The organism is Snodgrassella sp. W8158 (assembly GCF_016100435.1).
In the GTDB taxonomy this organism is placed as follows: domain Bacteria; phylum Pseudomonadota; class Gammaproteobacteria; order Burkholderiales; family Neisseriaceae; genus Snodgrassella; species Snodgrassella alvi.
In genome coordinates this window covers 39,537-58,608 of record NZ_JACFSM010000005.1, presented here as the reverse complement: position 1 = coordinate 58,608, position 19,072 = coordinate 39,537, and the positions used below count along the sequence as shown (strand labels likewise).

Annotated in this window: 20 protein-coding genes and 1 tRNA gene; 7 read left to right on the top strand and 14 right to left on the bottom strand. The window is 35.4% G+C overall.

Translation table 11 applies throughout. The annotated features are described in order from the left end of the window. Positions 1–279: 279 nt before the first annotated feature. Complete coding sequence (locus H3V11_RS10110) at positions 280–3,495, bottom strand: autotransporter outer membrane beta-barrel domain-containing protein (RefSeq protein ID WP_198224809.1); 3,216 nt, start codon at positions 3,493–3,495, stop codon at positions 280–282. Positions 3,496–5,268: 1,773 nt separating this feature from the next. Then, positions 5,269–5,586 (bottom strand): DUF3761 domain-containing protein, encoded by a 318-nt coding sequence (locus H3V11_RS10105; RefSeq protein ID WP_078474189.1) that lies wholly within the window; start codon positions 5,584–5,586, stop codon positions 5,269–5,271. Between the two features lie 1,626 nt (positions 5,587–7,212). Here H3V11_RS10105 and H3V11_RS10100 point away from each other — a divergent pair. The 4 genes from H3V11_RS10100 (at position 7,213) to H3V11_RS10085 (ending at position 10,072) form a co-directional block, all read left to right on the top strand. Further along, on the top strand, positions 7,213–7,620 hold the full coding sequence (locus H3V11_RS10100; protein WP_198224807.1) for a hypothetical protein: 408 nt from the start codon (positions 7,213–7,215) through the stop codon (positions 7,618–7,620). 48 nt (positions 7,621–7,668) lie between these two features. Next, the gene (locus tag H3V11_RS10095) at positions 7,669–8,364 is read left to right on the top strand and encodes a hypothetical protein (RefSeq protein ID WP_198224805.1); all 696 of its coding nucleotides are present in this window, start codon (positions 7,669–7,671) and stop codon (positions 8,362–8,364) included. A 61-nt stretch (positions 8,365–8,425) separates the two neighbouring features. Beyond that, entirely contained in the window at positions 8,426–8,863 is a 438-nt protein-coding gene (locus tag H3V11_RS10090; protein WP_198224803.1) for a hypothetical protein, read from the top strand. Positions 8,864–8,992: 129 nt separating this feature from the next. Further along, the gene (locus H3V11_RS10085) at positions 8,993–10,072 is read left to right on the top strand and encodes an XRE family transcriptional regulator (protein WP_232335813.1); all 1,080 of its coding nucleotides are present in this window, start codon (positions 8,993–8,995) and stop codon (positions 10,070–10,072) included. 494 nt (positions 10,073–10,566) lie between these two features. Here H3V11_RS10085 and H3V11_RS10080 read toward each other — a convergent pair whose 3' ends face one another. The 7 genes from H3V11_RS10080 to H3V11_RS10050 form a co-directional block, all read right to left on the bottom strand. Further along, the gene (locus tag H3V11_RS10080) at positions 10,567–10,947 is read right to left on the bottom strand and encodes a phage antirepressor N-terminal domain-containing protein (protein ID WP_198224801.1); all 381 of its coding nucleotides are present in this window, start codon (positions 10,945–10,947) and stop codon (positions 10,567–10,569) included. A 2-nt stretch (positions 10,948–10,949) separates the two neighbouring features. Continuing rightward, positions 10,950–11,489, bottom strand: coding sequence for a TIGR02594 family protein (locus H3V11_RS10075; RefSeq protein WP_198224799.1), 540 nt, complete (start codon positions 11,487–11,489; stop codon positions 10,950–10,952). Beyond that, the gene (locus H3V11_RS10070) at positions 11,486–11,833 is read right to left on the bottom strand and encodes a hypothetical protein (protein WP_174830935.1); all 348 of its coding nucleotides are present in this window, start codon (positions 11,831–11,833) and stop codon (positions 11,486–11,488) included. Before H3V11_RS10070 ends, H3V11_RS10075 begins: the two co-directional genes overlap by 4 nt. Before the next feature lie 3 nt (positions 11,834–11,836). After that, on the bottom strand, positions 11,837–12,343 hold the full coding sequence (locus tag H3V11_RS10065; RefSeq protein ID WP_174830934.1) for a hypothetical protein: 507 nt from the start codon (positions 12,341–12,343) through the stop codon (positions 11,837–11,839). A gap of 141 nt (positions 12,344–12,484) precedes the next feature. Further along, positions 12,485–13,063, bottom strand: coding sequence for a hypothetical protein (locus H3V11_RS10060; RefSeq protein ID WP_174830933.1), 579 nt, complete (start codon positions 13,061–13,063; stop codon positions 12,485–12,487). After that, entirely contained in the window at positions 13,056–13,979 is a 924-nt protein-coding gene (locus H3V11_RS10055; protein ID WP_174830932.1) for a hypothetical protein, read from the bottom strand. Before H3V11_RS10055 ends, H3V11_RS10060 begins: the two co-directional genes overlap by 8 nt. Beyond that, a complete protein-coding gene (locus tag H3V11_RS10050) occupies positions 13,973–14,773 on the bottom strand; it encodes a hypothetical protein (protein WP_198224797.1) in 801 nt (266 codons plus the stop codon). The genes H3V11_RS10055 and H3V11_RS10050 overlap by 7 nt, the downstream gene beginning before the upstream one ends. Positions 14,774–15,280: 507 nt before the next feature. Here H3V11_RS10050 and H3V11_RS10045 point away from each other — a divergent pair. Then, positions 15,281–15,356 (top strand) — tRNA-Ile (locus H3V11_RS10045). A 43-nt stretch (positions 15,357–15,399) separates the two neighbouring features. Here H3V11_RS10045 and H3V11_RS10040 read toward each other — a convergent pair. From H3V11_RS10040 to H3V11_RS10030, 3 genes are all read right to left on the bottom strand, one after another. Then, entirely contained in the window at positions 15,400–15,612 is a 213-nt protein-coding gene (locus H3V11_RS10040; RefSeq protein WP_198224795.1) for a CopG family antitoxin, read from the bottom strand. Then, the gene (locus H3V11_RS10035) at positions 15,609–15,890 is read right to left on the bottom strand and encodes a BrnT family toxin (RefSeq protein ID WP_198224793.1); all 282 of its coding nucleotides are present in this window, start codon (positions 15,888–15,890) and stop codon (positions 15,609–15,611) included. The genes H3V11_RS10040 and H3V11_RS10035 overlap by 4 nt, the downstream gene beginning before the upstream one ends. Positions 15,891–15,954: 64 nt before the next feature. After that, complete coding sequence (locus tag H3V11_RS10030) at positions 15,955–16,335, bottom strand: Panacea domain-containing protein (RefSeq protein ID WP_198224790.1); 381 nt, start codon at positions 16,333–16,335, stop codon at positions 15,955–15,957. A 295-nt stretch (positions 16,336–16,630) separates the two neighbouring features. Between H3V11_RS10030 and H3V11_RS10025 the strand changes: the two genes are divergently transcribed. Both H3V11_RS10025 and H3V11_RS10020 read left to right on the top strand, forming a co-directional pair. Continuing rightward, entirely contained in the window at positions 16,631–17,317 is a 687-nt protein-coding gene (locus tag H3V11_RS10025) for a S24 family peptidase (RefSeq protein WP_198224788.1), read from the top strand. Positions 17,318–17,492: 175 nt separating this feature from the next. Beyond that, positions 17,493–17,909, top strand: a complete 417-nt coding sequence (locus H3V11_RS10020; RefSeq protein WP_198224786.1) for a DUF3037 domain-containing protein — start codon at positions 17,493–17,495, stop codon at positions 17,907–17,909. A 151-nt stretch (positions 17,910–18,060) separates the two neighbouring features. On the opposite strand, the gene H3V11_RS10015 is transcribed toward H3V11_RS10020, so the two are convergent. Both H3V11_RS10015 and H3V11_RS10010 read right to left on the bottom strand, forming a co-directional pair. Next, the gene (locus H3V11_RS10015) at positions 18,061–18,540 is read right to left on the bottom strand and encodes a hypothetical protein (RefSeq protein WP_198224784.1); all 480 of its coding nucleotides are present in this window, start codon (positions 18,538–18,540) and stop codon (positions 18,061–18,063) included. A gap of 46 nt (positions 18,541–18,586) precedes the next feature. Further along, on the bottom strand, positions 18,587–19,036 hold the full coding sequence (locus tag H3V11_RS10010; RefSeq protein ID WP_198224782.1) for a hypothetical protein: 450 nt from the start codon (positions 19,034–19,036) through the stop codon (positions 18,587–18,589). Positions 19,037–19,072: the final 36 nt, after the last annotated feature.

Genomic DNA, 19,072 nt, shown 5'->3' with positions numbered 1-19,072 from the left:
TTTATTGTTGATAGCAATATACCCCTCATGTTGTGGGTAAATAATCTATTAAATCATACCTTAATAACATTTGATCTAATAATATTTTGCATCGTTTGGCGGTAGTACAGAATCCTTAGTAATCAGCTTATTCAGGTAAAGCCTGTTCATCATAATTATTCAGAGAGTATAGAAGTAATAATTTTTATAAAAAAAAGTCTTTAATTTAAAGTATTAATAAAAAAACAGGATTGAATCATAAACGATCAACCCTGTTTTGATTAAATTATCACAACTTTATTACCAGTTAACCTTTAATCCTACAGAACCATTTACAGGTGATTTCACATGTGAATCTCCGCCATTAGACCATGTATGGCCAATTTCACCATAAGCTTTCACCTTGTCGGTAATATCATAGCTACCACCAATAGCCATTTCAGTATTAGCATGCGAAGCACCGGCATTCAATGTAGTTGATGCTGCCTTTGTTTTAAAGGTAGTGTGATTTGCACCATTTGGTGAGTAGAAGAAATTAACCCGGGCATAAGGATGGAGCACACCTTTATTTACCTGATAATTACCTTCCAGACGACCGCCCAGACGGAATAACCACGCATTATCATGATCCTGTTTAACCGTGGTATTACCACTGATATCAGTATCATTTAAATCCAGCCATTGATGAATAATCTGTGCCTGAGGTTCAAATTTCCAGCTGCTGCTACCAATAGCAAATGGCTGACCGACCTCAATAGAAGCAGTAACACCATGACCTTTTTGCTTACTATTTGAGGTGCCATCAGGTTTGATATCTACATTATGGCGTGCACCCTGTAATACAACATCCATATAGGCACCATTATCTCGGGTGTAATTACCATAAGCACCTAGGAAATAAGATTTAGTACTATTTTTACCAACCTTACCATTAATGCCGCTGGCAAAACCATTTACATCAAGATTTCCATGTAAATAACCTAAGTAGCCACCAATACGCAGACCATTATTGCTCCAGATATCGCTACCAACCTGCAAACCGGAATAGTTACCTTTACTACGGGTATTAGCTGTTCCATTCTGACGAATATCGCTACGATTAGCAATTACTCTGCCCCAGCTCATCCGTTCATCAGGAGTAGGAGTAGCACCAATACGCTTATGCATATCACCGAGCATCAGACTGTCTGCCTGATGTAACTGGGCACTAACTGCACTATATAAAGGTACTTCTCTACGATAAGTTGTTTTTGTACCGGTTTCCTGCATTTTTTCAGAGTAAAGATTCCATTTATTATCTTCACTCTTTTGCAGCCTGTACTCATATGCACCGGCGTCAACATGATCGCGCAGTAATGTGAAAATATCGCCATCAGCAGTACCATCAACGGAGACAATTTCAATGCCATTTGTACCGGCTGTACTTGCACCCAAACCACTAACTTCAGTTAGATCAATGGCTGTCTCACCACTCGCATTTCCACCGATATGTAATTTATCAGCATTATTTTGCTCAGGTGTTACTTCCAGAAGCAGTTTACTACCCTTTTCACCATGATAGTCACCCTGAATGGTCAGACGGTCACCAACATTATCGTTAACCAGATTAATATTACCGGCATTGTTTACATTACCTGAAATAGCAACTTCGTTCTTACCGGAAGAATTGTCAATCTTATCAAGTTGTACTTCCGCCCCAGATCCGATATTCAGGTTTTGTGTATTAAGGTCACCGGTTAGAGTTAGTCTGGCTGATTGTCCGAGATGGATATTTTCCCAGTTAACAATACCAACATCACCTGCACTATTACTGGTAGAAGAACCGCGAAGATTAGTATTAAGGTAGAGTTGGTCATTACTGCTGTCTTTACCATTATCTATATCATTGCCGCCGTCCAGCATAGTAAGACCAGTAATATCAGCACCATTATTGATAGTGAGAATATCACTACCATGACCCAGATTAATATTACCGGTTACTTTTGCTCCGCTATTAATAGTAACTAAGGAGTTGCTATCGCCATCTTCAATTGCAATACCTGATGCAGCAGAAACATCTGCTCCCTTATTAAGGATAATACTACTGTTTGAAGCTGGTAAACCATTGGTAGAGATGCCTGCACCGGTACCACCCGCCACCTTACCTGACGTTTCTATTGACACAGCACCGCCGGTCATATTTATTGCACTGATACCATCAGTACCGCCAGTAATGCTTCCTCCGGTCTGCTTTACTGCTATACCTCTTTTCTCACCAGAATCCGCCCAGTCAATATTAGTTGCCTGTATACCAGCACCACTAGTACCTGTTACATCACCTCCGGTTGTGATTTCGGTATCACCTTTACCTAAATTTGTCGCAGCAATTCCGGTTTCTTTACCTTCAATACTACCTGTTTCCTGAGTGATATTGATTGCATTCGCTGTTTCACCATTGAAAACAGAAATGCCGGTACCATTCTTCTCCGGTCCGTCTGCAATCACCGTACCCACTGTGCTAATAGTTGTAGATCCGGTACCGGAATTTACAGCACTGATGCCTGTTGCTGTACCCTGAATTCTACTGCTTTCTTTTAATTGCTTAATATTGATATCAGTCGCATTTTCATGATTTTCAGCAATAATTCCACTACCAGTATTAAATATGTCACCATTCGGATTCATCGGATCTATGGTATCATCAGTATCCACAGGTATTGATCCGGTTCCCGTTCCTTTACCTGTAACATTTCCGCTAATATTGATATTGATAGCCTCAATACCCTGATTATTCACCACGATTCCATTAACTGAACCGTCAATATTGCCTGTTTCAGCCTGACTAATATTAATTGCTTTTGAGTTTTGCCCATTATCTGCATAAATACCTACCTTAGCTTGTACCGTACCAGCAACATCTATATTAGTAGATCCTTTACCGCTATTAGAAGTTGTAATACCAATATTTTCACCCTTAATAGTACTGCTGCTTGCAGTCTGGTTTACAGTCAAATTGGTAGCATCTTCAGAATTGGTTATTGAAACAGCATCGTCAAATTTTGGCGTATCTGTATCACCTGGTATCATTTCATTTCCTGATGAAATGACATCTCCGGAAATATCAACTGTTGTTTCGCCTGTTCCGGAGTTTATTCCCCAAAGACTACCACCTTTCTGGCCGGTACGATCAACTTTAACTCTTATATTTTGACCATCTGCCAAACCAAGAACGTCAAAAACCCCTTCCTGTGAAGTAATTGGATCATCGGAAGGAATACCAATGAATGCAATATCCTTGCCATCAGGTCTGTCCCGATCTGAAATGACAACTTCCCCTGCTGCATTAGTACATATTTGATTTTGCTCCGAAGTAGAAACACACTGAGCCTGAGCTACATTTGCAGTTAAAGCCAGTGCACCAATCACTGTTGTGACAACCTTGGCTCCCACTACTTTCCCGCTTTTGCGAGCCAACTCAGAAGTCACAACATAAGCCTGTTCTCTGGCATTCCAAATCAGTTTGTATATTTTATTCATTTGGCAATCAATCTTTAATAAATTAAATTAAGTTAAGTTAACGAAACTCAAATATAATGCATTTTAAATTTAACACTTTATTACTTTAATAATCAATTATCCTATATAGACAAAATTAGGTATTTTTTTGTCATAGGTCAAATTATATTGTTTTAAAATATTTATATTTATTAAGTTGTATTTTTATGTTAAATGATATTATATTTATCTCATTGAAAATAATTTCACCGAATAAAGAATAAAATAGTGGAAAATAGAGAGTAAAATGTAATTTACATCATTAATTTATTGAATTTAATAAATTTAATTATAAATTTTAATAAATGAAATTATTTTATTGCTTAGTAGTCTATAACTTTATAAATACTCATTATTTTTTAATAAGAAAATTATTTATGAAAAGTTTGAGATTTATTGAACAGAAAAGGTAAAATATTGTGTTGAAATATCAAAAAGATTTTAATGAATTTAAATGTTCTATAAAATATATTATTAACTTAACATTCATTACAATTGCTGGCTTAAGTAAAAAAATTTTACCATCAAATAATAGCCAATCATCAAACTGACAATTCAAAAATAAATAGTCATTGATAAATTAAGAAAATTATAATAATAAATTTATATTATAAAATATTTAGTTAAATCTTTAATATAAGAGATAATTGATGGGTCATGAGCAATTCGAACGCTCGACCTACGGATTAAACGGTATAACATTATCAACTCACTTGCGCCAGCCGGAACGATGAAACAGACGTGGAAAATCAGAATGAAGAGAAACTTCAAGATAAAAGAAATACGTCACTAGATAAATAATTTATTACAGGAAGCAACCTAAAAGACCGAGCTCAGCAAAAAGCGTGAAGTACTTAATATTGTACTCTCTATATCCGCCAGAGCACTGCCAGATACCTCAAGAATGGCAGTAAAATAATTTTACAGTTAAAGATCATCAGTATTTATTTACCTTACATATATAGGAATATCGAACAGATGAACTGCCATTTTACATATACATCATTGTAATTTTATAGTATATGGATTTTATTTATATGTTTAATCTACATAAAAATGATTTATATGTATCGCATTTTCACTTTGCAGAAAAATGCGTGAACAAGTTATACCCTGTGCGACTACGCACTGCCATCATAGAGAAGTAATCTTTAAAGAAAAGAATCTATATCATATTCCATGCATAAATATGGATACGTAAGCAATGTTCCTAAATAAATAGTAAAATAGCCTATTGAGGCGATACAACGCAATGGGAGACCAGCTCACACTTTCTAAAGGAAGCTGTCACAATTCAAACTTAAATCGTCAGCAACGATCTGCCCAAATAGCCAGAAAATTGTATAAGAATTAATATAGAACAGATCCAGAATTATCAGTAAATTAACATCTAAAATCTCTAATATTGAATTTACTACACAGGCGCAAGCAATTTTTGATAAATTTGTGCAATGATTTAATTCAACATCAATCACACAATAATATCGTTTATAATATTGAAAGCTAAAAATTAACAATGATATTTATTTACCAGGTAGTCAATGGTAAAAATGAATCCACATTAAATCAGCTTTAGATGTACTTTTAATTAAACTTATCAGGATTTAAATTTCTTTATACTTTTACTAATTACTTTGGTTGCACAGGCAACCAAAGTAATTGTATAAAAGCGGCAGTAGCCTTTCTTAAAATTAAATATTTTTAAGTGCAGAATACTACTTTAAAAATATTATTCTCACACTATTGCTTAAATTTCTATCGTGCTATTCCACCGTGTCGCGAACAAGCCCCTTTTCCTGCTTTAGTTGAAGTTCCATCATTACATTTAATAGTATTTTTAGGTTGTTCAGTTTTTGGTTTTTTATTTGATTTTCTTCTTGTTGGCAAATCATCATAAACAACCCCGCCATGATGAGAACATGTACCCCTTCCGGTTGAAGTTGAATATGTGCCATCTGCACATTTTGACTTCACTTCCGGATCATTTGCATTAGTTGTGATTCTTGCAAATCCTGATTGTGAGAAAAAAAAGCATAAGAAAAGCATGGCAAATCTGCTACTGATTTTTATCATAACTTTCCTGCAATTTATATAGTTAAAATATAAATAATTTTTAACATATATTTATTCTAAAAATCAAATTTTTAACTAAATTATCTATGTAATTTTGCATTTTAATCATTAAAAAATTATTTATACAACGTTCTGTCTATACTTGGTATATTTAATATTATTATTCTTATTAATAAATTTTACGGTTTTACTGCTCTGTAACAACGGTTCCAATTTTCTAGTCAAAGTAGTAGCTAATAAAATTAATCATTCTTAATCATTTCAACTACTGTATTAATCAAATCAGAATCATATTCCAGCAGAAACCTTCAAATAATAAAAAACCAGTAACTTAGCCTTCTCCGGCTCTTCAGCATAAGCAGTATCTGGCAAATAGCCCTGCTTTACTGGCTGTTGCCTATCCGGGGCGGGAGGGGATTTAGTTTAAAAATCCTTATTCTTAATTTGTTTTTTAGTCATTTTTCAAAATCCTCAGGAAATAAAGACTTAAATCAGCAAATTTTTTGAGTTCAAATCAACTTAATTATCTTATCTATTTTAACGATATATTTTTTTAAATTTTTATAACTGAGAATTAGGTTATGGGTATTTCAGCTGAAGAATTTATAAAATTACTATGAAAAAATCTTTTAAATTTTAGCGATTTAAAGGTGATATTATTCAATTAATACAGACTAAAGTATCTAATGTAGACATATCTGGAATTAAACGGCCTACAAACAAGAGTAGCGAATTTTGATTATTACTTAAAAAATACAATATGAGCTTAAATAGCTCGGATCTAGAAATACTATTACTGGTAGCACTGAAATCAGGAATACATGACCAGCAGAAGCTTTGAGTGAGAATTCAGCCAGCATGATTCATGACATACATGGGCTACCAGGCTAGTTGAAGATGGTGTTTCAATGCATGGCATTAGATATGAGCGGCTAGAAATCTCTAGAGATAGGTGCAAAAATATGCTCATTTAGTACTGAAGCATTTAATCCAGCCTACATTAAAGATTAACAATATCATGACATCAAAATGGTACAGTTTTGTCACAACAGATAATACAAGGGAAGAAATGATAAAATGCGTAGAATATTAGAATATATGGAGGAGAAATGGTGGGTCGTGAGCGATTCGAACGCTCGACCAACGGATTAAAAGTCTGATAAATAATTATCTAAGTTATTGTTTTTTAATAAATGAACCGCCTGCACATTTTAGTTCATTTAATTCGATTTTAGTTCAGTTTGGCTTAAATAAGGCAAAAATTACTTGTCATTAAAATTCGATTTCTACAACTAAACCGTAGTTTTGCTTCTAAGTATAAGCATTAACTATTGTTCAGTTGTCGTGATTATATTTTATTTTGATTATCCAACAACGACCGAGTTAAAGTTATTGTAATCTCCACTGAAGCTAAAGAGGCTTATTATGAACACAATTAATTATTCTGATGGTTATGACGATTGCTAGGATAGAAAACTTGCCAGAATTCAACCGTTGCGATTTCCACAACGGTTGAAGATGTACGTAGTCTTAAAGCAGATAATGCCAATTTGATTTACTAAACCTGATTAACTAACCCAAGCCAGCTAACCGCTGGCTTTTTTATTGAAGCAAAAGGAATGAAACATGGAAAACGAGCTGATAATTACCCGTGACATCGTTGAAAAGTATGAGAATAAATTCATTGAAAATGATGATCGTAAATTTGTTGTTGATACATTTAATGAGGTTTTTCCTCATGGTGCGAAAACCTCAGAAATACCAAAATTAATACCAGAACTAGAAGATGACTATTCTTATTTTGTAGGTTGGCTGTTAAAACAAGTACCTTCCACAGATACACCTGTAGTGCTTGATACATTACAAGATAGTATTGTTCATAATGGCGATGTTATTGTTAAAGGTGATGTAATTATTGATGACAATTCAGAATTTTCGATTTATATAAAAGGTAAAATTAAATTTGAAGGGAAACTAGAGATTAATACCAACCGAATACCTATATATGTCAACATCAATAAATCAGATACATAGTATAGAAAAAGCCAGCCAAAACGCTGGTTTTTTTATTGGAGAATAAAAATGGAAGCTAAAAAAGAAGAGTTCATAGTTACCGAGAAATGGCTTAAAGAAAGGAAAGCTTGTAAAGATGGGCTTCAAGCTTTTAAACAGCATTTCCCTAATGGTGGAGAAGCTTTAGAGGTATTGAAGCGATGCGGAGAGTTAAATTATATGGATTTTGGAGAATGGTTAGTGGATCACTTACCTCCCATTTATCCACCTTTAGTACTTAGTACTTTTGTAGGTAATCTTTTCTACCCAGGTGATGTACATATTAAAGGCGATATCTCTACTCAAGGGCTTATTTACATCAAAGGAAGCCTTAAGGTAGATAGGAAATTAACAGTCAATAAATATGGGATTGTCTATTCCTATAAAAACTGTGTAAATGCAGATGAGATTGATATTAGTGAATATGCACGTATTTCCTCAAATACTAAAGCTAATTCTATTAGCATGAGTAATTGTGCTTTTATTATCAGGGATACTGTAGCTAATAGTATAAGCTTGCGTGATTCTGCTGAGATTATCAAAAATGTTATAGCTAAGGTTATTAATTTTAAAGGCGGTTTTATCACTGGCGATGTTGATGCCGATGAAATTATCAACGATGGCGGATTGATTAGGGGAGACGTTAACACTTTCACCATTGAAAATATTAATGGTGGTGGAGTTAAAGGAAAGATTACTTATAAGCGTTCTGATGAACATAAATAAAGCCAGCTAACCGCTGGCTTTTTAATTAAGGTTTATAAACTGCAATAAAAAGGAATTTGAGATGAGTGGACAAGTTAATTATTTAGTAGAGGCTCCTGAGTTAGGGCAAGAATGTTATTTTTTGTATATTAAGCCAACCCCCAATTATTTATTATACAATTGGGGAGGTTTCTTTTTTGAAAAAGAACGACTTGCCCTGCATAGAGTTTATCCAACTAAAGAGGATGTTGTAAGAGCCGCTGAATTCGTAAAGAACTTCTACATATCGCATAAAGAACAATTAAACTATTTGACATCTGAACCTGAGCCCGGAACCGAAGTATGGTATGGCTATGGTGTCAATTCGAATGACATCGAATCTACAAATTTTGACCCTAAAAATACTTTTCACCAAGTCTTATTAGAGACCTTCCAACTTTATGGAACTCATGAGGACTTAATAAAAGACATGAATCTAATAACCGAAGCCTTAGAAGAGGAATACAAAAAAGCTCACTGAACAGTGGGCTTTAATTTTGAACTTAGGCTAATCAATCCAAGCACATTTAAACAAGTGTGCTTGTGTGGATTAGTAGACATGCCAGCATTAGCTGGCTTTTTTATTAGCTATAGATAAGAGGTAATCATAATGTTCAATCCAGATCAACTTAAATTTGCTTTAGATCTACGCGGATTATCAAAGGCAGATCTGGCGAAAATGATGGAGGTAACACCTAGAACAATAACTAATTATCTTAAAGGAAGAAGTGAGCCTGATCTAAAAACATTGGGGAGAATCTTAAGATTCTCTCCTGATTTTTTTAAAAGGGATGATTTACCTGTTATTAGTGAGCATGCTGTCAGTTTTAGATCTTATGCCAGAATGCCTGCAAAATATAAAAAAATGGCTTTAAGCTATGGTGTAACTGCTTTTATTTTGGATGATTGGATTAATAAAGAGTTTGAACTAAAAACAGCAAATCTTCCTGATTTATCCTCTCTTCCCCCTGAAACAGCCGCACAGACATTAAGGTCAGAATGGGGCTTAGGTAATAAACCTATTCCTAATCTTATTGCACTACTGGAATCAAAAGGTATAAGAATTTTTTCTATATCTGTAAAGGCGAAAGAGATAGATGCTTTTTGTGTATGGAATAATAGCACTCCTTTTATATTTCTCAATAATCAAAAATCGGCTGAACGAAGCAGATTTGATGCGGCTCATGAATTAGGACATTTAATTCGCGATACTTCAAGTATGAAACATGATGGTTCCTTTAATGCTAATAACAATGATGGCGAAGATACCAGGCAAATAGAAAAAGACGCTAATACTTTTGCGGCGGCATTTTTGATGCCAGAACAGGCTTTACGCCAATATCAAATTACTCAAATTAGTATTGAGCAACTTTTAAACCTAAAGGCAATATTTGGTGTATCTATTACGGCATTAGCGTCTCGGATGTATAGTTTAAATATGATTACAGAATGGGTATATAACAGAGTATTATGCCCACAGTTCGCTCAACTGAAATACCGAACAAATGAACCAAGACCAATGAAGAAAGAAACATCAAAGGTTTGGGAAAAATTACTTCTCCTATTAGAAGAAGACAACATCTCAATAAAAGAGATCGCAAACCAATTAAATATACATGAAAATGACATTTCAGATCTAATATTCAAGTTAACAAAAAACTCAAGAAATCAGCTTAGAATTGTTAAATAGATTGTAGTCCCCTCAATGACGGTAAAATCCTGCTTAGTGATTTCAATAGCTCGCTTAACGACCTTAACCAGATTGGCATCAACGTCACGTAAATTGTTCAGAGAACGACTGCCTAGTTTGTACATATCTAACCTTTCACGAATAAAAAAGCAGCCATAACGGCTGCTGTGTATTGACTATTTAAACTTATTTATATATTATTAATTTATGTTTCCCCTTTAGTACATTTAAAGCCCTCAAAAACTCCTCCGGCTTGAGGGTATTTTTTTGCCATTCATACATTGGGCGAAGTTGGCCTTTACCATCAATATATTCAACCAATCCAAAATTGGATTGGATAAAAGAATCAGGTATTTGTGCTGTAATATTCTTAAAAAAAGCCAGCACCTAGCTGGCCTTTATTTTATAGTTTCAACTCCTATACCATATAATAAAACCCAGTAAAGCTGTACTTTACTGGGTTTCTGTCATCACAAGTCAAAAACATTGAATGATTAATTTAATGATTTAACTAAATGGGCAAAATTAGGAACAGTCCAGTAATAAAACAAAAAGTCCGCGCATTCATCCTGATAATTAATGATGCTTTGCTTCTTATCAACGGCTACTTGATTGGGATTAATTAACATCATCCAGCTTAATAGCTTCTTTAATAGCAAGCATAACATGCGCCTGCTTTGTCCATTATTCCCAGGCACAACTATCTCAGCAATACAATTATTAAAGCTTTTCTTTAGCTTTTTATATTGTGATGGCCAGCTTAAACCTATATTTTCTACGATTGAACGCATAGGCACATAAAGTTGATCATTATGTTTAAAAATCTTGGTATGTGGTCCAATAAAACTAAGATCTAAATAAGTCTCAACTTTCATACTTAAGCCTCATTTGTGCTTAGTTTTCCGGAAGAAGTTAGAACAGGGAGCGCATATCGACCAGGTAAAGGAGATGATTTAACTGCCTTGCCTGACCATATGCTAGGCCAGTAATAACCTGTTACCCTACTTCGTGAAAAAGCGGCAATTTTGACCTCGTCCCCCTGATTACCGCCCAGTACCATCAGATTACCTTTTGCATCTACACCCACAACAAAACCAACATGACCGCCACCCTGCCGGGTAAAAGTAACAATACAGCCATATGCGGGCTTATCCAGCTTAGTCATTAATTGAGCGTTATCCCATTCTCTGGCTCTGAACCAGTTTTTGACCACATACCGCCCAGTTTCGCCCAAACAGTGCCCGACAAATAAACCGCACCAGGGCGTTTCATCTTCACGCCACCATGCTTTGTTTTCCGTACCGTACTTACCCATATCATCAAGCCATTTTAAGATTGTCGGGTTGTGTTTAACACCTTTAATCTCACGCAAACCGATGTATTTACGTGCTTCACTAATCCATGCTAATTCATTCATTTCAAATTTCCTTCATCTTTTTTATGTTCAGAATCGCCTATCAAGCGTTCTGCTTTGCTACAAACAGAATTAATTAGTTTTTGAGATAGTCTTGGAGCTGTAGCCTTAAAAGCGTCCAGCAAAGAGGTTGTTGTCATTCCGGCAAATACACCGGCACCAGCAAACAGCCATGGGTGATTGGGTGGTAACAGATACTCTGTAATGGCAGCGGCAAAAACCATGCCTATAACAACCAAAATCAAAGTTAGTAACACTCCATAGCGTTTATGGTCAGAAACAACCAGAGAACCCAAAAAACCACCTGCAAGGGCAAAGCAATTCGCTAGCGAAAATACGCTATCCATTACTTACCGCCTTCTTTTTAATTTTTTTTGGTCTTCAAGCTTTTTGGTGTATCTGATGAGACTGAAACCAGCCAGTCCGCAAAAGAATGCGAAAATCAGATAAGTGAACATACCGGTAGACAATGGCGGATACGCGGCCCAGAAAGTCCCTGCGATTACCGACCAGACAAGAGCCGACCATATCAGTAACCATCCTGACCAGATATTGCTTTTATTTGATTGGTAAATAGCAGCGTAAAGCTGGAGAAGCGCGGTACCAGTCAGAACGATAACCATCAGATTCGGGGGAATATGCTGAAATTTGGCATATAAATCTTCATGCAGTATTTCCTTACCGCTAACATGGAATACAAGTGCAAAGCCAAGCATAACGGCACTGTTAAGCATTTCAATTGCGCGAGTACATGTACCAAAAATCCATTGCTGAAATTTATCCGGCAAAAAACGTAGATCCAAAATAAAACCGAGCACCGACTGCGTTTTCGACAGCACCCTTAATATAAAGCTCATGCCTGAGCACTCCTTTTGTTAGTGAAGTAACACGTTTAATGTTATTGCCTAAAAAAGCATCACTAAGGGCATGTTCCTTTTTCTTAGACGGATAAAAAAAACCACCCTTTCCAGGGTGGCTGGTTTTGAAACTATCTGACTTCAGACTGGTACAGATGTAGGACTTCCTGGCTCGCTGCTGATATGCGTATGTGTATCGCCGATATTCTTACCATTATGTTCTACGGTTCCGTCTTTCACTTTAAGACCGCCGGTAATCACTGGAGCACCGCCCTCGGAAGTAGTGGCTCCGCCATCGAGATTCGTCTGGCTCAACAGCGTATTTACTCCGGTTGCGGTCATCTGGGTATGATCCAAAGTTGTATTTTGAGATTTGATCTTGATATCAGGTGCATCAATGAGCACAGAGCCGGTTGCAATCAGCTCAATATTTTTCTGTCTGAAACGTCTGATTTCTGTCATGTTACCTGTAGGCGGATTGCGATAAGCCATAATAAGCGGAACGCGGACATCATTAGCTATTGCAAAAGACACCCAGACAGCATCACCCTCTTGTATCAGTATTTCAGTATCTGAATGAAGGTCACCTATAGGGTAAGCAATCTCTGCTTCAGGATAGATACCCGAATTGTTATCTGTTAACCCGAATATCTCTACTCGCGCCCTATGTTTTGCCGGTATATATTCTTTAACTACCGCTGCATATAAACTACTACTCATTACTACCCTCTCCCGGATTTCTTACGCCTAACCAGAATCTGGAACAACTTTCCTCACCAGATCCGCCTGTACCCGCCGCCTGCATAAAAGAATGTGCCGCAGTAATAATGACAAACTTACAGCCGCCTGTCTGAATAACATCTCCGGCATTGATTTCCGGCGCATAACGGCTGGGCAGTACCTTGGCGTTGATCAGGACATCAGTCATCGCATTTAGTTCAGCCTGAGTTTTTTCCGGAACAAAGACTACATTACGCTTTTTATCAAAATTACCTCTGATAGCACTGCCATCGTTTGCACAGCTTACATATGAAGGTACCTCATGCCGCTCCAGGAATTCACTGCGCTGAGTATGATCACTCAGTATCCGGTCACCAATCCCCATCTTTGGTTCTTGATTGGATAAATCGTAAATCCGGGCAAATTCAATAGTATTTGTTTCCGGCACAATATGTACGACACCGCTATGTTCCTGACAGATTTCCTGTATTTGGTGGCTTGGATACTTGCCCTTATACAAATAGAACTTATTTACGACAAAATCTTTCTCAATGGTTGCTTTCGCTCCGCAAGCCTTATAAATTTTAGACAGGCTGGTTTTTTCCAAAAAAATACCCTTATTCGCAACATAGCTTATCGCGATAGTATTACTGTGCAAGGCAATAATTTGCCGAAGCTGTACCATTCCACCCTGATAAACATCACTGATATTGTCGCGAACATAATTAATGGTTACCGGTATCTGATAAGGACCAACTAATAACTCCTTTCCTTCTTGCAAAAAAGGTGCGATAGATTCATCAATGCGGATAGTGGCTTCAAGGGTGTAAGGAATCGGTACCAGTGAACTGCGGATAATGGCCGAAAATATAGCCGAACCATCAATATAACTACCGTTTTCAAGCTGAATTAACATGATGGCCAATCCTGTTCTGTCTGACTGGTAACAATTCCCTTCACTTTCATATTCGAATTAGGCTGAATCTGCATATCCACACTTTTGATAGTCGGTACTTCATCCGCGATATACGGCATCATGAAAGTAATCGGGAAATTAAAAGCGTGGCAGATAATATTAGTGCGCCCTGATATGGGTACTGCCATTTCTTCAACTTCAAAACCATCGCTAAGCATTCCCCATGTATTAAAGGGTTTACCGTCATGTTTCCATGCAATTGGCCAGCGATGATTCTTAAAGCGGAAAAAATACATGCGCAGAAAATCCATAATGCAGGTAATGGATTCCTGTTCGTGCGCAAAGACAGCAATCTGTACGTCCCACTCTTTAAAAGCCAGGCGCGTATCATAGTAAACAGAATCATCCTGAGTTAATAACATGGGTTCGCCCTGCACTCTTGACCAGCCACGAGAAGGTTGTGCCGGCCTCATTGCAGAACCGAAAGCAATCACAATTACTGGCAAACAGGCATCAACCGCCTCGTTATTGTCATTATCATTACGCCAGATACTTTTAAGCATGGCCTCAACATCATCTACCATCCTGGACGGTGCAATTCGAAACCGTTCGGCTTGCGGACGCTGGCAGAACTTCTTTAATTGCTGGGTAATGGGTTTAATCTCGCATATTCCGGTGCCTACAAAGCTTGTGAATGCTTCTTTTACCCTTGAAGACATGCCGGCATCACTTACAGCTTTTTCAGATTCTAAGGGCGGTCTATCTACCTTATTACCACTATCATCATTAACCATATATCTTATCCGTAGAAATATCCGCCAATCTTACTGTTGGTTTTTCAGTTAAAAATCTTTGTTCCCTTTGCCTCACAATTTGGCAAGAATTTAGCCAAAATTGTATATATATTTTACTAAAATTAAGTAAATAATAATATTAATATTTTCATTATTTATTTATGATTTATATATGTTTTTTGTTTTTATTCTCAAAATAAATTTATAAATATATAAAAAATATTTTACTTTATAAAATTAGCTGTGCTATGATGTTTTTGTGGTTTTAAATTTACGTTTTTTTATCACCACAATACCAATTGCAAACGTTTAATTTGTGTAACAAATTAACTTACTCTATGAGATACCGATCAGGCGGGTGCAGTACATAAGTAAGGGTAGTACCTCTAATTTGCAGCAGTTTATTTTTGGGTAATTGAGTAGGGCGGTAGATTAGAGTTTGGTCAGTACCTGAAGCTGACCACCCTTAACGGGTCGGGTTATTTCTCTTTGTCCTGTGAAAATATCGGGACTGTAGCTCAGTGGTAAGAGCAGTGAACTCATAATTCATTGGTCGCAGGTTCGATGCCTGCCAGTCCCACCAACAAAAAAGCTGCCTATTGGCAGCTTATTCAATTCTCTAAAATTCACTTAGTCCATTTAATATCAAGCTTACGCTTATTTTCGGCGCAATCTTTTAAATACATATTCATTAAAACCTGATACGGTAATCCGGTTTCATCAGCCATATTTTTGAAATAAGTAATACTATCTTCATCAATCCGAATAGTGATTGTTTTCTTTAACTGTCCGGAATACGGATTGCGTTTTGCTTGACTAAAATCGTACTCTTTTTTCATAAATGTGCCTCGTATTGTTTGCGTTCTTGCTTGGTAGCAGTCCTTGCAGAAATCAAACGGATTGTATCGCCTCTTTCACAATGAATAACCACTAATATGCGTAAATTCTCACTCATCCCTAGCAATATGAAACGGTCTTCATCTTCGGAATGATCTGGATCATTAATTATCAAGGCATTTTCGTCCCAAAATACTGTAACAGCTTCATCAAATGAGACGCCGTGCTTTTTGATATTGCTTGCTGCTTTTTCCGGATTCCATTCAAAGCCATTAATCATTCTATCCCCTTTAGTTGTAAATATATTATATTTATATCTTAAATATACAACAAGTAGTTAATTTTCATATAGATGATTTTTTCATATCATCTATGGTTATAACTGTATCAATGGCACCTGCACTCCAGGAAGAATCCTTGCGGTGTGTTAAAACAGATAATGAAATTACATCTAAATGGCCAAATTTATTAAAAACCTGATCAAGAAAATACCAACTTATAAAATCATCATCCGACATCATATATACAATTGCCTCATCTTTAGGAGTTAATATCCGAATATAATCCCTAAAAGCACCAGAACCATAATTTCTCAATTGATAATAAAGTGAAGGAATAACAGGACCGAATCTCCAACGAACAAAGTTATCATCTATCAAAACACTATCTTCAAAGTTCTTTAAATAAAAGAACTGAGCAAAGTACATCAGTTTATGGATCTTCATAGGAGTTAAATCATTAACTCCTTTATTTTTTTGCTACCTTAATAATTGAATTAGCTACTGCAATAGCTGAATAACTCATTATAAAAATAATATGGTTTATATCTAGAACAAGATTTATTTTATTTTAATTAAGTAAAAAGTAAAATTTTATAATTTATTTTGTAACTCTGAATTTGGTTGTATTTTTATTCTTCGGGTAGAATCCATGTTTTTAAGCAGCCAAGGCATGTTTTGTGAATTAGTCCGTTTATTGGGTGTGTAACAATTACCGTTCTATTTGCTCAAAGAGAATAATATGAAACAACCTGAAAATAAAAAAACCGCGCTACAAGAACAGATAAGAGATTTCAGGATACGCAGGTTAAATGAATGGATAAAGGAACACCCTGAATTAAAAATGGGCTGTAATTCACATGTGTCACAACTCAGACATGGTAAGAGTGCATTCGGAGATAGGGCCGCACGCAATATTGAGTATAAATGGGGTATGCCTGACGGCTATCTAGATGGTATAGTCCCTCCAGAAAATAATTTTGTATCTATCAGATATTTTGATACTAAAACTTACTTTAATCGGTTAGACAGAGAAATTACGAATAAATCTTTAATTACTGGTAACGATTTACTAAGAGGGATAGATTTACCACGAACTAAGTTCAATGGTCTGTTCAGTCATCCTGTATCTGAGAATACAATTAAATTACTGTCGATCCAGGGTGACACAATGTGCCCGGACATTTCGAATCAAGATGTGCTTTTGATTGATACCTCAATACAAAGATTGGTCGGAAATGGGATATATGTCTTCATAATGTATGATCTGGTTTATGTTCAGAGATTACAGGCAACACCTTCAGGTATTATCTCTATAACAGCTAACCCTCAGTATGAAAATATAGCTATCACTGATTCAATGGAAAACGATTTAATTATCGTAGCAAAATGTATAGCAAAAGTTCCTTTTCAAATCCAAATGCTGTAAGACAGCACCAGCCAACTTAATTTTGATTCTGTAACAAAATCAAGCCAGCCATGCGCTGGCTTCTGATATTGTATTTATAGTGTTTAAGCATTTGCGTTATAAATGAATTTAATTCATTATGTATATAGGAATTTACCCTTTGAATTAAAACTAATAAACTAAATAATGAACTATTATGAAGACTGATATGAACATGCTAGCAATGCGTTTTGCAGTCGTCCGTTTTATGCCTCATATCCAAACTCGCGAATTTTCGAATGTGGGAATTATTTTAATTTGCCCGAACACCGGTTTTTTCGATTATAAATTAGAGATTGAATATCAGCGTTTAAGTTGTTTTTTTAGATATTTCGATGCTAGTGTTTTTAAACAGGCATTGATTTCTTTTTCTGATGAGCTGGATAGAATTAAATCTAGTTTAGAAAAACACTCCTATAAAAAACCAGAAACTCTTCGAGCATTACTAGATCATCTGGCCAAACCCAGAGATGCAATTATTTGCACAAGCGACATAGGTGTCACAACAGGATCAAGTGAACAAGAAGAATTAGATCACCTTTTTGGTTATTATATCGGGCATGGATTGAAATAAAAAAAAGCCAGTAAACACTGGCTTTAATGTCTTTCGGAGGATAAGAAAGACTGATGATAATATATTCAGTATTGTAACTTAAGCTAACAAATCAAAATAAATATATGTGTAAAAACAACAAATATTATAAATTAAACAATTCTTTAGCTGATTAATGAATCTTACGTAAATAGTCATAAGAATCTTCTGGATCACTATGAATATAAATGCCCTCATTTGGAGATAAAAAGGCAAATTCTTCATAATTATCTGCGCAATCTGAATCAACACGGATAACCTTATATTGTTGATTTTGATTAATACGTGTTTTTATTTTTTGCCAATAAGCAATCGCTTCTTTATAGTTTTCTTCACCTTGATACATCTTGGTAGATTTATTAATTTTATTAATGAGCTGTTTTCCACTATAAGTAATTAATTTTTGTCTAAAATAAAGTTTTCCATGGCATTTTTCTTCAAGATTAGTCTTGTGATAATCTTCAAATCCATGCTTATTTATAGCAATTTTATATTTTTCTCCAAATTGCCCTTTCCCTGCCCATGTACCATAACTATCAGTCACAGGATTGTCAAAAGCAAATGTTAGCTGCGTAATTAAAGAAATGGATATTGCCAGTAATAATTTTTTCATATTATTCTCAAAGGGTTTAATCTAATAATAGATTACAAATCAATTTTTAATTTCCACTATAATTTACATTTTTAAAACATAATTCATATAAATGTCCGGCTGCTTTATTTCGTTTCAGACAAATATATTTCTGCCAATCGTTGCCAATTTTTAAATTGGCATCTCTGTATGACATTTTTGCATCATCATTTTTAGTATATTTCTCATTTTCTGATGCTAACGAATTGAAGCGACAGTAACCTGTTTTATCAGAACAACTAAAAAAATCTGCATGATACTCTATACCGTTAAATTGTATAACGGCATTAATATTTTGTTGGCTATAAAAGACGTTAGTCAAACATGAACCTTTGGTGATTTGACCCTCTTTAATTAAAACACATTCATCTTTACTAAAGTCTTCTGGTGTTAATTTCATCTCGTTTTTAATAAATTCAGCCTTAGCAACTGTAGCGAGAAAGAACAGCAGTATAAAAAAGGAATACTTTTTAAGCATTATTTTCTTTCGATAATTAATGTATTTATTTGTATA

What these genes read in the sequence shown, in the direction of transcription:
- H3V11_RS10080 (WP_198224801.1), bottom strand. Translation starts at nt 10,947, where the DNA reads ATGAAAGTTGAGACTTATTTAGATCTTAGTTTTATTGGACCACATACC.
- H3V11_RS10035 (WP_198224793.1), bottom strand. Translation starts at nt 15,890, where the DNA reads ATGATTAATGGCTTTGAATGGAATCCGGAAAAAGCAGCAAGCAATATC.
- H3V11_RS10095 (WP_198224805.1), top strand. Translation starts at nt 7,669, where the DNA reads ATGGAAGCTAAAAAAGAAGAGTTCATAGTTACCGAGAAATGGCTTAAA.
- H3V11_RS10090 (WP_198224803.1), top strand. Translation starts at nt 8,426, where the DNA reads ATGAGTGGACAAGTTAATTATTTAGTAGAGGCTCCTGAGTTAGGGCAA.
- H3V11_RS10060 (WP_174830933.1), bottom strand. Translation starts at nt 13,063, where the DNA reads ATGAGTAGTAGTTTATATGCAGCGGTAGTTAAAGAATATATACCGGCA.
- H3V11_RS10070 (WP_174830935.1), bottom strand. Translation starts at nt 11,833, where the DNA reads ATGGATAGCGTATTTTCGCTAGCGAATTGCTTTGCCCTTGCAGGTGGT.
- H3V11_RS10050 (WP_198224797.1), bottom strand. Translation starts at nt 14,773, where the DNA reads ATGGTTAATGATGATAGTGGTAATAAGGTAGATAGACCGCCCTTAGAA.
- H3V11_RS10110 (WP_198224809.1), bottom strand. Translation starts at nt 3,495, where the DNA reads ATGAATAAAATATACAAACTGATTTGGAATGCCAGAGAACAGGCTTAT.
- H3V11_RS10055 (WP_174830932.1), bottom strand. Translation starts at nt 13,979, where the DNA reads ATGTTAATTCAGCTTGAAAACGGTAGTTATATTGATGGTTCGGCTATA.
- H3V11_RS10010 (WP_198224782.1), bottom strand. Translation starts at nt 19,036, where the DNA reads ATGCTTAAAAAGTATTCCTTTTTTATACTGCTGTTCTTTCTCGCTACA.
- H3V11_RS10025 (WP_198224788.1), top strand. Translation starts at nt 16,631, where the DNA reads ATGAAACAACCTGAAAATAAAAAAACCGCGCTACAAGAACAGATAAGA.
- H3V11_RS10075 (WP_198224799.1), bottom strand. Translation starts at nt 11,489, where the DNA reads ATGAATGAATTAGCATGGATTAGTGAAGCACGTAAATACATCGGTTTG.
- H3V11_RS10105 (WP_078474189.1), bottom strand. Translation starts at nt 5,586, where the DNA reads ATGATAAAAATCAGTAGCAGATTTGCCATGCTTTTCTTATGCTTTTTT.
- H3V11_RS10030 (WP_198224790.1), bottom strand. Translation starts at nt 16,335, where the DNA reads ATGAAGATCCATAAACTGATGTACTTTGCTCAGTTCTTTTATTTAAAG.
- H3V11_RS10100 (WP_198224807.1), top strand. Translation starts at nt 7,213, where the DNA reads ATGGAAAACGAGCTGATAATTACCCGTGACATCGTTGAAAAGTATGAG.
- H3V11_RS10015 (WP_198224784.1), bottom strand. Translation starts at nt 18,540, where the DNA reads ATGAAAAAATTATTACTGGCAATATCCATTTCTTTAATTACGCAGCTA.
- H3V11_RS10020 (WP_198224786.1), top strand. Translation starts at nt 17,493, where the DNA reads ATGAAGACTGATATGAACATGCTAGCAATGCGTTTTGCAGTCGTCCGT.
- H3V11_RS10085 (WP_232335813.1), top strand. Translation starts at nt 8,993, where the DNA reads ATGTTCAATCCAGATCAACTTAAATTTGCTTTAGATCTACGCGGATTA.
- H3V11_RS10040 (WP_198224795.1), bottom strand. Translation starts at nt 15,612, where the DNA reads ATGAAAAAAGAGTACGATTTTAGTCAAGCAAAACGCAATCCGTATTCC.
- H3V11_RS10065 (WP_174830934.1), bottom strand. Translation starts at nt 12,343, where the DNA reads ATGAGCTTTATATTAAGGGTGCTGTCGAAAACGCAGTCGGTGCTCGGT.